At 41.2% G+C, this 13,915-nt stretch carries 14 protein-coding genes; 1 reads left to right on the forward strand and 13 read right to left on the reverse strand.

Translation table 11 applies throughout. The features are described from left to right. Window positions 1-2: 2 nt before the first annotated feature. The 12 genes from KQI87_RS04265 to KQI87_RS04320 form a co-directional block, all read right to left on the reverse strand. Entirely contained in the window at window positions 3-419 is a 417-nt protein-coding gene (locus KQI87_RS04265) for an adenylyltransferase/cytidyltransferase family protein (protein WP_216459026.1), read from the reverse strand. A 97-nt stretch (window positions 420-516) separates the two neighbouring features. Next, window positions 517-1,788 carry a CDP-glycerol glycerophosphotransferase family protein gene (locus KQI87_RS04270; protein ID WP_216459027.1) on the reverse strand — a complete coding sequence of 424 codons (1,272 nt, stop codon included), beginning with the start codon at window positions 1,786-1,788 and terminating at the stop codon, window positions 517-519. A 21-nt stretch (window positions 1,789-1,809) separates the two neighbouring features. Beyond that, window positions 1,810-2,802, reverse strand: a complete 993-nt coding sequence (locus KQI87_RS04275) for a Stealth CR1 domain-containing protein (protein WP_216459028.1) — start codon at window positions 2,800-2,802, stop codon at window positions 1,810-1,812. A 45-nt stretch (window positions 2,803-2,847) separates the two neighbouring features. Beyond that, window positions 2,848-3,954: a glycosyltransferase family 1 protein gene (locus KQI87_RS04280; RefSeq protein ID WP_216459029.1), complete on the reverse strand. Its 1,107-nt coding sequence runs from the start codon at window positions 3,952-3,954 to the stop codon at window positions 2,848-2,850. A gap of 21 nt (window positions 3,955-3,975) precedes the next feature. Further along, window positions 3,976-5,085 (reverse strand): acyltransferase family protein, encoded by a 1,110-nt coding sequence (locus KQI87_RS04285; RefSeq protein WP_216459030.1) that lies wholly within the window; start codon window positions 5,083-5,085, stop codon window positions 3,976-3,978. Window positions 5,086-5,108: 23 nt separating this feature from the next. Further along, window positions 5,109-5,849, reverse strand: a complete 741-nt coding sequence (locus tag KQI87_RS04290; RefSeq protein WP_216459031.1) for an ABC transporter ATP-binding protein — start codon at window positions 5,847-5,849, stop codon at window positions 5,109-5,111. Window positions 5,850-5,889: 40 nt separating this feature from the next. Next, entirely contained in the window at window positions 5,890-6,666 is a 777-nt protein-coding gene (locus tag KQI87_RS04295; protein WP_216459032.1) for an ABC transporter permease, read from the reverse strand. Window positions 6,667-7,019: 353 nt separating this feature from the next. Beyond that, on the reverse strand, window positions 7,020-7,859 hold the full coding sequence (locus tag KQI87_RS04300; RefSeq protein WP_216459033.1) for a TPM domain-containing protein: 840 nt from the start codon (window positions 7,857-7,859) through the stop codon (window positions 7,020-7,022). 11 nt (window positions 7,860-7,870) lie between these two features. After that, window positions 7,871-8,959, reverse strand: a complete 1,089-nt coding sequence (locus KQI87_RS04305; protein WP_216459034.1) for a hypothetical protein — start codon at window positions 8,957-8,959, stop codon at window positions 7,871-7,873. 27 nt (window positions 8,960-8,986) lie between these two features. Beyond that, complete coding sequence (locus KQI87_RS04310; RefSeq protein WP_216459035.1) at window positions 8,987-10,276, reverse strand: SPFH domain-containing protein; 1,290 nt, start codon at window positions 10,274-10,276, stop codon at window positions 8,987-8,989. A 384-nt stretch (window positions 10,277-10,660) separates the two neighbouring features. After that, complete coding sequence (locus KQI87_RS04315) at window positions 10,661-11,296, reverse strand: sugar O-acetyltransferase (protein WP_216459036.1); 636 nt, start codon at window positions 11,294-11,296, stop codon at window positions 10,661-10,663. A 107-nt stretch (window positions 11,297-11,403) separates the two neighbouring features. Next, window positions 11,404-12,177, reverse strand: a complete 774-nt coding sequence (locus KQI87_RS04320) for an MATE family efflux transporter (protein WP_253292366.1) — start codon at window positions 12,175-12,177, stop codon at window positions 11,404-11,406. Window positions 12,178-12,294: 117 nt separating this feature from the next. On the opposite strand from KQI87_RS04320, the gene KQI87_RS04325 reads away from it, so the two are divergent. Then, window positions 12,295-13,203, forward strand: coding sequence for an AraC family transcriptional regulator (locus tag KQI87_RS04325; protein ID WP_216459037.1), 909 nt, complete (start codon window positions 12,295-12,297; stop codon window positions 13,201-13,203). 146 nt (window positions 13,204-13,349) lie between these two features. Here the strand turns inward: KQI87_RS04325 and KQI87_RS04330 are convergent, their stop codons facing one another. After that, window positions 13,350-13,772, reverse strand: coding sequence for a flavodoxin (locus KQI87_RS04330; RefSeq protein ID WP_216459038.1), 423 nt, complete (start codon window positions 13,770-13,772; stop codon window positions 13,350-13,352). Between the last annotated feature and the right edge of the window lie 143 nt (window positions 13,773-13,915).

Raw genomic sequence — 13,915 nt, forward strand, 5'->3', positions numbered from 1 at the left:
CCTTAAAACTCTTTTAATTTCTCACGAAGCATGGTTGATGATGTATCTTTTGTGTAAGGAAGAAATACCAGCTTTGCTCCCAGCTGTTCCATCTCTTTGCCGGTTTTTTCCCAACGCTCATTTCCCTTCCAGTCATCTCCAATATAGATTTCATCGAAACGTACTTTCTCCCACACCTCTTTCTTATCCAGAGTTGTAGTAACGATCACTTCATCCACATATTTGATCGCGCGGACAATCTCCACTCTCTCATTTAACGGAACGATTGGTCTCTTATGCTTATATGATTCCACCAGATCATCAGCATTTACGCCAACGATCAGATAATCGCAGTGACGTTTTGCATTTTTGATAAGATTCAGATGGCCAATATGAAACATATCAAAAGTTCCCTGTGTATATCCAATTACTTTTTCCATAGTACTCTCCATTTCTCATATTTTTATTTCAGTCAGGCAGATAAAACCATTCGATTTACCGCCACTCATAATCACTTTTATATTTAGACCTAGTATCTCATAATTTCAGATATTCTGCCAGTGCTTCTGCATAATTCTCTTTTACAGGCATCTGGTGCATGATCGGAAGCAGGCGTGCTCTCTCCTGCCGGTACAGATCCTCTCCTGAAGCTATATGCTCTGCAAAAGTTTCCAGTCCTTTCAGATCATAAACTTTCTCACCTGGCATATACTCCTCCGGTTTCTCAAAAACAAATCCTCTGGTTTCTTTATACTGCTGCATATCTGTCAGCACGAAAGCCAGTGGCCGGTTCAGAAGCATATAATCCACTGCAACTGAAGAATAGTCCGAGATCAGGCCATCACTGGCACTGATCAGTTCATACAACTGTATTCCTTTTTTATCCAGTAGTTTCTGATCTACATAACGGATATTCCGGAAATCCTCTTCCTGGATATTCCAGTCCGTCTGAACCGGATGTTTCTTGATGATAAGCAGGATATCCAACCTGCCAAGAGTTCTGTCCAGCTGCTTTAGTTCCTCTTCGTTTCTAAGTCCAGGCAACGGGAAAGGCAACTGAATCCTGCTCTCCGCACTGTCCAGAACTTCACTGTTTCGGAATGTGGGCATCCAGATGATCATCTTATCAGCCGTCATTCCCAGCAGCTTCCGGATTATTTCCTGACTGCTCATAGATGGTCTCAGCATCCAGTCATATCTGGGATATCCAAGAGGAAGTACTTTCTCCTTCGGACATTTCCAGTAACGGGATTTCGTTTCCACAAATGCCTTTCCGGGTACAAGTGCATAGTCAAAATGCATCATACTTGCTCCTGTACTCTCATGTTTCTCTCTCGGCACATCTTTATACCCACATCCATGCCACAGATTTACAGTCACTTGTCCGGGACAGTGATGCAGATTCAGATAAGCCGAATTATTCGTATAAAAGAAAAATCCGGAAACAGCCCCGTAATAATATGCCAGTGGACTTGTCCAGCCATTTTTACTCTCTGCTGTTACAAATTTTACATTCTTATATTTATAATTCCGGAATTTTCTTTTATCCGAAACCATCCAGATGATCCGGTAATCTTTATACTTCTCATTCTGGATCAGATATTCATAGAAAGCTCTGGCATTGTCTGTCATATCCTGCATGGTCCTGTTCTTAAACACAAGATAATTCCTGTGAATTTTTCCATGCTTTGCTGCAAAAGGTCCCACCAGTTTCAATGCAGCTTTTGACATGACACGGCAGAAATAATACCTAATCGTATTCCAGATGCCTTTTTTCTTAAATTGTTCCTGAATGGAATCTAATCTCATTCTCTCCTCCTGCTGCACAAACTATAATTCAAAAGATGATTTCTCCGGCAGAATGCTCTCAAATGACTCGATGATCCGTTTTTTTTGTTTCTCAAAGTCACCCACTTCTGCAGTATCATTAATGCAGATCATCTTACACTGCTGTCCCCTGATTGCAGAATGAATCTGTTCATCATGCAGGCCAATAGTGTAAAATCTGCCAATTCCAGGAGACTGAGGAACAAATTTTCCTTCCATATACTGCCAGTATTTCATCACATACTGGTTCACATCAAACGAAGTGCGGAACCGGTTTCTGCAGACTTCATCCAGAACTTCTCCCTCTTCCTTCCACAGCTGTTCATAAGTGCTCTTAAGGAACGCACTTGGAAGATGTGTATACTTAAAGCTGGAAAAATCTCTGTATGGAAGCATCAGAAGATTTCTGAGTGCCATCTTTCCATAGGCAGGACTAAACCACTTCTTCCATTGCTTCTTTATCACCTGACTCTTGGAATAATGCATATTCACCAGCGCTGCATCGTTCATCAGCATCGCAGCAAACGGATTTCGGATGTCATCCTGTACCAGAGCTGTCTCTATACAGCAGTCTCTCGGAAGTCCATTCTTAAAGAAATCCTCTTCCGCAACAGCATTCAGCAGAAACATATCATCATTAAAATATACAAACTGATCTGAAAGCTCCGGGATCCTGTGAAAATTCAGTTCAATGGAATTGATATTAAAAGTAGGCAGATACTCCGGATCCATATAATCTGAATGACGGATCAGTTTCAGCTTTGGATGTGCAGTATTCAGCCATGATGGCACATGTCCGCAGGTCACAAAATATATCCGGTTCACCCACGGCGCAAATTTCTCCACACCTCGAAACCAGTATTGAAGATTGTCCCAGTCGCGGTATCTCGCAGCCGAGTCATCTGCTCCTTTTGCAGGATTATATTTACGGCGCTCTTTCTGCCATTCTCTGTCTGCCCCGTCTACCCAGGTCAGTACAAAATCTATCTTGCTCATTCTACAGCTCCTGTTTGTTTTCACGTTTTCTATCCATTTTAAACTTTATCTGTTTCCAAGATAAAGTTTTCTGAGACGTTCTGCTTCTGTTGTAATATCAAAATGTGCCTCCTGCATCCTGTCATGAATCACACTCTGGGATTTTCTCTCCAGGCAGCTCATCTCCATGAGCGTATCAGCCCATATCTTATCTTCCGTCTGAAGAGACAGACGCCTTACATTCTCTGAAAAAACAACCGCTTCCTCAGATACCGCATCTGACATCACACATGGCAGTCCATTCGCCTGTGCCTCGATCAGTGCAAAAGGAACCCCTTCAAAAAGCGACGGAAACAGAAAGACATCCATTGCGGACAGATATCTTGGTACATTCTCCTGCTTTCCTGCAAAAAATATCTGATCTTCCAGACCTGCCTTCTGAACTTTCTCTCTGATCTGCCCATACAGACCTTCCTTCGGTCCGATCAGACACAAAACAACATTCTTATCTTTTGCAGAAAGGCAGTTCATAATATCTACCATGCGGTCATGATTCTTGGGAATATCAAATCTTCCCACATGACCGATCACTGTTTTACCTTCCCAGCCCATTTCTTTTCTAAGTTCCGTTCTCTCTTCTGCTGAGAAACTAAACCGCTCTGTATATATCGCATTATTGATCAGGACAACCTCACCATTCTGATATGCCTTGTCTCCAAACAGCCATCTGCCTGCCATCTCACCGCAGGCAACTCTGTCCGTAGCATATCTGGCAATCTTTGGTCTGTTCCACTGATCCATTGTTTTACGGATAAATCCTGGGCAGGATGAGCTGTGACTGTGTGCGATCACTTTCGGAACTCTCATCTTATGAGCAATACGAAGCGGGACAATATTTGCCGCTGAGAGCATATTTACATGAACCACATCGTACTTTGTCTCTTTTAGTATTCTCTTTAATTCTCTTACATAACCGCGGTAATTTTTCTTTACATTCGGAATATAATAAATTCTTCCGCCCAGTCTCCGGATTTCTTCTTCATATGCAATTTTATCATACATGCATACAAAATCAAACTGTACATCCTTATGGACCAGAACTCTGTAGTAATTCATTACAAATGCTTCCAGACCTCCGGCCACATTTCCCATTCCAATCTGAAGTATCTTCATCCTGCGCTCCCTCACCTGTTTCTATCCGTTCTGCACAACAGTATGTGATTTTAATTTGTTTTGTGCAAGTTGTATCAGCTTATCATATCCTGTAATTTTCCTGAGAAAATCAAGACAGTAGCTGATTCCAAGTGAAATGATCAGAACTCCGATCGGAATCAGCCAGAACTTATGAAGGGCAAATACATATTGACCTCCCCAGTCTCTTACAAATGTATGTACCAGCCAGATATTCATGGAATGTCTGCCCAGATATCTGAGAAATGCAGACAACGGGACAATCCTGAACAGATATTCAACGCAGAATATGATCACAAGGAATGGAACCACTGCATATTGAAATTCCCAGAAAGTCTTCATATCTATCTTATGATAAAAGAAAAAGCCACTGCACATCAAAGCTGTCACACCCAGAAATTTCACTGTTTTTTGCAGTTTCGTCTGTCCCCATTCATGGAATTTCTGAAAGAAATTATGTCTGCAGCACACCATGCCGATCACAAAGATCATCAGGAATGAATATGGTCTTGAACCTCCGGGAAATTTCATCTTGATCATTCGCGGAAACAGAAAAATACTGGCAATACAGAATACACTTCCGAACCTGCCGATCACTGCTTCCAGAAAAGGAAGCAAAATAATAAAGGCAAAGGCAGCACTCATATACCACCAGGCTCCATTCAGACTATCTGTCTTCATAAGCTTCGAAATACCCAGAATATCTACCACTACAGCAAACGCATTTTTCCCAAATGCCTCTCTCCATGCAGCAAAATCCTTAAATTTCATCAAATAATAAATCAGATAGGAAATAACTGCCGTAAACCAGAAACCGGACATTGTAGAAAGAACATGTCCGGCAATCCATTGTGAGACTACCTGTGGATCTCTTTTCTTTGCTTTGGATGAATACCCGTACATCAATCCATAGCCAGATACAAATGCAAAGATCGCCACACAGATCTTACAGCATTCTGCCACAGCAACGATCTGTTCTGAAGTCAGACCACATAAATCCACATTATATTTTTCAATCCTATCTGCCATACGATAGCAGTGATGAAAAATCAGCAGCAAAACCGCAAACCCTTTTAATGCTGCTGAATCCTCTTTTTTTAACCCATTTGGCATAGTCCCCTCCGGACAGCTTTTACTTAATTTGTCATTTTCTCATACTGTTCAGAAATCGTATCAATGTCTCCGTATGCGATCAGTTTTCCTTTCTCAAGGATCATCGCCTTATTGCAAATTCTCTGCACCTGTGCAAGAGAATGGGAGACAAACAGTACCGTCACTCCTGAATCAAACATGCTGAGTACTTTCTTCTCGCTCTTTTTACGGAATTTCGCATCTCCGACAGATAATACCTCATCAAGGATCAGGATTTTCGGAGAAACTACAGTTGCGATAGAAAAACCAAGTCTGGATTTCATACCGGAAGAATAGTTCTTGATCGGTACATCGATAAAATCCTTCAATTCAGAAAATTTTACGATCTCATCGTATTTCTCATCAATAAACTCCTTGGTATATCCAAGCATTGCTCCATAAAGATAAATATTCTCTTTTCCTGTATACTGAGGGTCAAAGCCCGCTCCAAGTTCCAGAAGAGGAACCATTTTTCCGTGTTTGGTAACTGTTCCTTCTGTCGGTTTGAACACACCCGCGATCACTTTCAGAAGGGTACTCTTTCCTGCACCATTGAGACCAAGGATTCCTACCCTGTCTCCTTTTTCCACTGTAAAGCTTACATTCTGTAATGCCCAAAATTCATTATATTTAATCTCTTTTTTGATAGACTTGATAATGTAATCTTTCAGGCTGTCTACCTTCTCTTTGCTGAGGTTAAACTTCATGCTGACATTGTCAACAATAATAGCCGGTTGTTTGCTCATCTTTTCTCCTTATATTTAATCTCTTTATTATTTCTGATATTTAAATGTAAAGAATAAAGTCATCCTGTTTCTTCTTAAAGCAGAATAATCCAATTGCCATCATCAGAACAGAAAAGCCCAGTGCATATTCAAAATAATGAATATTCATCACTTCACCAAATACAGAGCATCTGAAAATATCAATTACACAGTACAATGGATTATATTTCAGGATCCACGCCCATCCACTCTTTAAAAGCTTTGTCGGATAATAGAAGATCGCGCATGTATACATGATCAGCATCAGCGCTACTGACCAGAGATATTCCATGTCTCTGAAAAATACGCCGATGGTTGCCAGGATCATTCCAAATCCATATGACATGATCAGGATCAGGATCAATGCCACTGGTGCCTGGATCAGATAAATCGTAGGTTTTACTCCAAGTATTACACTTACAACTGCCAGCACGATCAGTGAGATCAGAAAGATCACATAGTTAAAAAGCACGCTGGACAATGGGTACAAATATTTCGGCACATAGACTTTCTTGATCATTGCCGAGTTCTGTCTGATGGACTTCAGTGCAGCCTTTGTGGACTGTGAAAAAAAGCTGTACAGAAGTCGTCCGGTCAGGATATATACAGGGAAAGTGCGGTCCGTATTTCCATACAGGGTACCGAATACAATGGTAAGCACGATCATTGTAAGCAGTGGTTCCAGCATGGACCATACAATTCCCAGATAAGAACGTCTGTATTTCAGCTTAATTCCTTTTTTTACCAGTTCCGACAGAAGAAACCGGTATTGCATAAAATTATCAACGTATTTTTTCATGTCCTCTCCATCGTTTCTATTTTATTTTCGTTTTGTAGTTTTTTATTATCGTCTGCAAGATAAACGATAACAATTTAAGGCCCGATAATACAAAACAAGCCACCTTGTACTGTAGCATATTCTTTCCAGTCTTGCAACTGATATCCTGATATTTTGCACGAATTCCCTTCCAAAAATCGCGATATGAATTATAGAACTATGTCAGATTTGTGCTAATTACACAAATTACACGAAAGAATCCTGCAAACAGGATTCTCCACCTGTAGCAGATCGCTTCAGCGAAATAACAAAAATCCCGGATTTTCATTCTTCTCTCAAAGCTGCAAAACCCAGGATTTCGTTATTATATATTATTAGAATGAGCCGCTGGAACCTCCATGTGTCTCACCGGAAGAACTTGTATGTGTACTGCTTCCGCCGCCGGAATTGTCATTCTTCGGCTTCGCTGTACGTGTAACATGATGATACAGGAACATATCACGGCTCCTGTTAATATGAAGACTTCCCGCTTTCATATAATCTACTGCATCCGGCTTCATATGAACTGTCTTCATTCCGCTTCTCATCACCAAAGATACGATCAGCGCAATGCCAAAGCCGATCACAAGCGCGATAAGAAACGAAATATAAAAGGGTATTTCTTCCTCCGGCAGATTTCCGGTATCATAAGGTTCCCCACTCTGCGCCTGAACAATAAATTTCTCACACAGATCTGCAAACTGCGTAAAACCTTCGTAATAATCTCCATCAGAAAAATACGATACAATATTATCTGTGATATATTCCTGTCCCGCGTCAGTAAAAATGCTGATAGCCTCTCCATGAGTGGATATCGCCCATTTACGTTCAGACATGGTCAACATAAAAAGAATACCGCTCTTATCATTTCCCATTCCGTAATCATTGTAATCAAAGAAATCGTCTGCATAGGCTGTCGGATCCATACCGTCTATGCTCTCTTCTATATCAACTACAACATCACAGTCATAATTTTCACTGATCTGATCCAGCTTTACTTCCAGTTCTTCTTTCTGATCCGCGTCCAGCAGATCAGCAAAATCCGCCAGCCTCTGTGTATGTGCTTCTTCTGACGCATAAACATTCTCCGAAAAAACTCCGGCCGAAAATCCTGTAGTCCCTGATACAGCAAGGACAGAAGCCAGAAATACAGGTATGATCTTTCTCTTTAACATTCTTCGTCCTCCTAAAAAATCAGCATTCCAACAAGATAAGCAAGAGCTGTAAATCCTATCGTCATCCCTAACAGCCATTTTCGATAGATCTTCTCGTCTACCGGAAGATCACCGGTCATCTTTCCGGTCTGTCCGTTCATGGCAAATATGTACTTCTCACCTTTCCAGGTTGTATTCAGGATCCATACCGGATACAACGCATACTGGGATTTGCCTCCGGACATACGCACATTTGTATTCTCCGGCTCTACAGTTGCATATCCTTTCACTGTATCTGCCAGTACATCCTCTGCACTCTGTCTCATGCGGACATGTGCTCTCTCCACACTCTTCTCTGCACTGACATCATACTTATCTGCCAGGTATCCAGAGAGATAGGCTGTCTGGAAATCTACTGCTTCTGCCATATTAAACGGCTCGATAGACTCCATAAGATCATCTGGCATTTTCTCTGAACCATCTACCGGTACAGCAGCAAATGACATATCACCGCTTCTTTCTACGGAATAATAGCTGGTTTCTGTATAGTCATAGTCACTGTCGCTCCACATCCTCACCTTTGTCGCTTTATAACGCACATTTGCATCAACATCTGCATCAAAAAGCCAGAACGGAACATATACTCCCTTGATCTCATCTATGTGATTTTCCTTACGGAATGCTTTCGGCAGAAGCCGTCTTCCTTTAATATGTTTATAGTAGGCCTCTTTTGCTGCTTTTTTGTCCAGTTTAAACGGAATTACCAGATCCGGTCTGAGGTCTCCCTTGAATTTCTCTGTCATAATTACAGGATTTCCACAATATGGACAATTAGATGCACCTGTTGTCTCATCTGCAATGATCTCACCACCGCAGGACTGACAAGTATAAACGCTCATTCCATCTGTTTCGCCTTCCTGCCATTCTCCACCTGCATCTGTCTGCCAGCCTGACAGATCATCTTCCTGCCTGGCTTCCCGCTTCATCTGCTCATCAAGCTCTTTCAAAGTTTCTACTTCGAATTCTGTATCACAGTACGGGCATTTCATTTTCTGTGATTTACTGTCGAATTCTATTGCGCCACCACAGGCAGGGCATTTGTATTCTTTTAAATCAGACATAGGTTCTCCCCCTTGTACTGTATTCTCTTACTGTCTTGGTTTTCCGCATTCTGCGCAGAACTTTCCGGTATTTTCTGTGCCGCAGCTGCAGATCCATTTGCCAGCTGGTCTTGGGCTTCCACACTCTGAACAGAACTTTCCGGTGTTTACTGTACCACAGCTGCATGTCCACTCCGCTGGCTGTGGTTTCAGTTTTCCACATTCTGAACAGAACTTTCCGGTATTCTCTGCACCGCATTCGCATTTCCATGTGCCTGCACCGGATGCCGGCTGCATTTTCGCAGCCGCCTGTGCCTGTGCTGCCTGCTGCTGTGCTCCCATCTGATAAAGATTCTGCATATTGACTCCACCGGCCTGATTTGCCATGCCCATTCCCATGAAACCCTTCATAGCACCTGCCGTGTTAGATGCTGCTGCTTTCATCGCGTCTGCCTGTGCCCCTGCAAGAGTAGCTGCTGCCATGGTCGGATCACGCAGAATCGCATTCTTCTGCGCATCTTTAATCATCTGTGCATCTTCTTCTGGAAGTGTTACAGGATTCATTGCAATGGAAACAACTGCAAGACCTCTGGTCTCTATCCACTTCTTTGTAAGTGCCTCATTCATGGCATCACATAATTCCTGTACATGACCCGGAATCGCACTTGGACGGATCTGGAGTTCTGAAATCTTTGCAAATGCAGGCTGAAGGGCACTGATAAACTCTGTCTTTAACTGTCCCTCGATCTCTTCTCTGTCATATTGCATCTCAACATTACCACATACATTGGTATAGAATAGAAGCGGGTCAACAATTTTATAAGAATACACACCGTTACAGCGTACAGATACATCAATATCAAGACCGATATTCCTATCTACAACACGGAACGGAATTGGATTAGCTGTACCAAATTTATTATCCACCAGCTCTTTTGTATTAAAATAATAAACGCGTTGGTCTTTGCCTGTGTCACCGCCGTACTCAAAACGTTTCTTTACTGTCTCAAAGGTTCTGCGGATCCCATCTCCTAGACTTCCAGAGAAGATGGTCGGTTCTGTGGATGCGTCATAAGTAAACTGTCCAGGCTCTGCACATACTTCTACCACTTTTCCCTGTTCTACAATGATCATGCACTGACCATCTGCAACTGCGATTCCTGAACCGCTTGTAATGATATTGTCACTGCCCTTCTTATTTGAGGAACGTCCGCTTACCCTCTTCTCACCTTTTACAACAAGGACATCTTTATCAATCGCATCACAGTAGAAAAACTCTTTCCACTGATCCGCCATTGTGCCGCTAAACGCGCCGGCTGCTGCTTTTATTAATCCCATAAATATATCTCCTTTCATAGCGCAAATTTTATCTTCTTTACATAATTATCCAGTTTTTTACTTGTCTGATTTAATCAAGCGAATAAAATTATCCGTTTCGCTACTTACTTGCTCATAACCAAATAACTGCTTATTTCTTTTTGCAATTGAATCAGGTGATTTACTTGATCCGGTTAAATTGTGCGAATTTTTTATGTATGAATTCATCATACCACACTTCCTTTCCTCTGTCATGCGCAAAAACTCCTCTTTTCTGTCATTTTGCAACATATCCCAAAAAGAATCCTAAAAAACTCCTGTTTGCAGAACCTACGTCTGATTACTTCAGAGACAAAAAAGTTGCTACATAAGTTTTTTCTTATACAGCAACCCTGACAAAGTCTTTTATTTATTTTTATTCTTTACTTCTTCCCATGCTTCTTCATCAAATTTCTGTTTTTTGAAATAATAGATCCTGTCTTCATCTGTGATCTCACGGATTACTCTGCATGGATTTCCAACTGCGATCATATTGTCCGGAATGTCTTTGGAGACCACACTTCCGGCACCAATTACTACATTATTACCAATGGTAACTCCCGGAAGGATTACTGTGTTTCCACCGATCCATACATTATCGCCTATTGTTACAGGAATTCCATACTCATATCCTGAATTACGGCTGTCCGGATGAACCGGATGGCCTGCTGTATAGATAGACACGTTTGGCGCGATCTGAACATTTTTTCCAAGTGTTACCTTACCTACATCAAGGATTGTCAGATTATAATTTGAGTAAAAATTTTCGCCAACTTCAATATTCCATCCATAATCACAGTGGAACGGAGCTTCTACCCAGACATTTTCGCCTGTTTTTCCAAAAATATTCTTGATCATCTGCGGAGCTTCCTTGCTCTGTCTGGATGGCGGCAGCTGATTAAAATCATAAATTTTCTGCTTGCATGCCTGTCTGTCTTCTTCCAGACCATCTAACCATGCCTTATATGGAAGTCCGCTTAACATTCTTTCTCTCTGATTCATTGTCGTATCTCCTTTATTTTATAATTTTTATGTTACTCAAGCAGATAAAATCATCTGTTTCGTTGCCTGTTCATAACTAAATAATTATTCTCTGTTTAAAATTCATTTTATACTGTGTATAGAAAGGGCTCTTTGAGTTCATTTTCCAGAATAGGTGATGTATAATGCCAGAAATCCTTTCTCAGTTTTGCTGAACTGTGGCGGATATATTTTACCCGTATACAAACCAGAGAACGTTTGGTATTCTCATAAAACGTCAGCAAAAATTCGATTGCTCTCGAAACAGTTGTAGCCAATGCTGCTCCTGCAATTCCCATAGCCGGAATTCCCGCCAGTCCAAAGATAAAGACCGCATTGAATACAATATTGATCACTACTGCTACTGAGCCATATACAGTGCTTCTTGCAGTTCTTCCGCTGTTTTTCATAATGCAGAGATAAATCTGCGAAAATCCAAGAAACAAATAGGATGCACTTACAATCCGAAGATAAGGAATCCCTGCCCGGATCAGTTCCTGATCATCTGTAAAGATCCTCATAAGACTTCTGGGGAAAAACATTGCAGCTGCAAAAAATACAAACGAAACTGCCATGGAAATCTTAAGAACAATCGCCAGGATCTCCTCAACTGAATCCGTATCGCCTTTGCCCCAGTACTGCGCCGCCAGAGTCGTTGCCCCTATGGTGAGTGCCAGCATAAACAGATTATGTACGAACTGAACCTGCGTTGCAAGTGAAACCGCAGACAAAGATGTCTGATTGACAAATCCAAGCATAAAAGCATCGGATGCGCTTACCAGTGCTGTCATCAGATTCTGGATCGTGATCGGAAGTATCAGTCCCCATAACTTTCTGTAAAATATTCTTTTTTCTGATTTCATATGTCCCTCTGATTGATTTTTTACTTCTGCAGATGCTATAATTATAGTATTCACAGATACAGAAATCTATCAGAATAATCTTTAATTTTTATAAAAATCGTACACGAGGTGAGTTTTTTGAGTTTGATTAAAACAGAACTTATGCCGGATTCCTCCGAAGTGATTCCTTATGATCGAGCCGGAATTCCTTTGTATATCAGAGCTGCACATCTTTCTTCTTATTATGATATGTGTGCTCCCTGTCACTGGCATGATGACATCGAATGGATCTATGTTATCAATGGAAAAATGAGATATTATGTGAATGGAAAGAGACTTGTTTTAAATGAAGGTGACTCTCTGATGGTCAATGCGAGACAGATGCATTATGGATATGCCTATGAACAGCAGGACTGCTATTTTGTCTGCATTTTATTTCATCCTTCTTTATTTGGAAATAATCAACTCCTTTATGAGCAGTATTTTGCACCATTTCTCGAGAACAGTGCTCTGGAATATCTGCATTTTTGCGCAAAAGATACAAGTGGTAGAAAAGCCGCAGAAAAATTACAACGGATTGTTGAATTGAAAAAACAGAATTCCCCTGCCTATGAGCTGCAGGTAACCGGTATTATGTTACAGCTGTGGGGATATCTGATCCAAAACGGATTGTTGGCAGTTTCTGAACATGCTGAAGAAATTAATCAGGATCTGACTCTTCAGAAAGATATGGTGTCTTTTATTTATCAGCATTATCCTGAAAAAATATCACTCAATGATATTGCTGCTGCCGGACATGTCGGACGCAGTAAATGTTGCCAGATCTTTAAACATTATATGCAGCAGTCGCCCGTTGACTTTCTGAACGCATATAGGTTAAAGATCAGCTGTCAGCTTCTGTGCACTACCCAGAAAAGTATTACGGAAATTGCTATGCTGTGCGGATTTAATCATCTGAGTTATTTTTCCAAATATTTTGCGGAATGTTATGGGTGTATACCAAGAGAATATCGAATCCTTCATAAACATGAAACCTTACTAACTTGAATTAACTGCCATTACCATTTTTACACAATCCACACTGTTTACTTTCTTGCATTGAAGCAGGGTGTTTACCTGATTTTGACAAATCACAAAAAAGAGACTGCCACACTTTCATGCAGGCAGTCTCCCAATATTTCTTACTTATTCTATTATACTAATGCAGCACCCAAAGCTTTGCATGCATCTGTTGCTTCATCATCTGGCTCTTCCTGGCAGATTACGCTGTCGCATACAAGATTTGCGCCTGCTTCTTTACAGGACTCTTCCCAGTTGCGCATCCATTCGCCGTCTCCCCATCCATAGGAACCAAACAGAGCGATATTTTTGCCTTTCAGGGCATCTTTACATCCGTCGAACATTGGCTCAAATTCTGTATCTTCGAGAACTTCATCTCCCATTGCAGGGCATCCGAAAGCGATTGCATCATATTCAGCTACTTTAGATCCGTCAAAATCCTCGCAGGTATGAAGAACAGCTTCTCCGCCTTTTTCTTTGATTCCGTCTACAACTGCGTTTGCCATTGCCTCTGTGTTTCCTGTGCTGCTCCAATATACAACTGCTACTTTACTCATGATTAAAATCCTCCTTAAAATTCGCTCTGCTTCCTCTTTGCCGCAAAGCCATAATTTATTATAATAAAAAGTCGTACGGCTTTTCTATTATACTGATTCTTAAATGGACTCTCTGTCCCGGGTATATTGCTGTTATACAGCTT

It is taken from the genome of Blautia sp. MSJ-9, assembly GCF_018919065.1.
GTDB lineage: Bacteria > Bacillota > Clostridia > Lachnospirales > Lachnospiraceae > Blautia_A.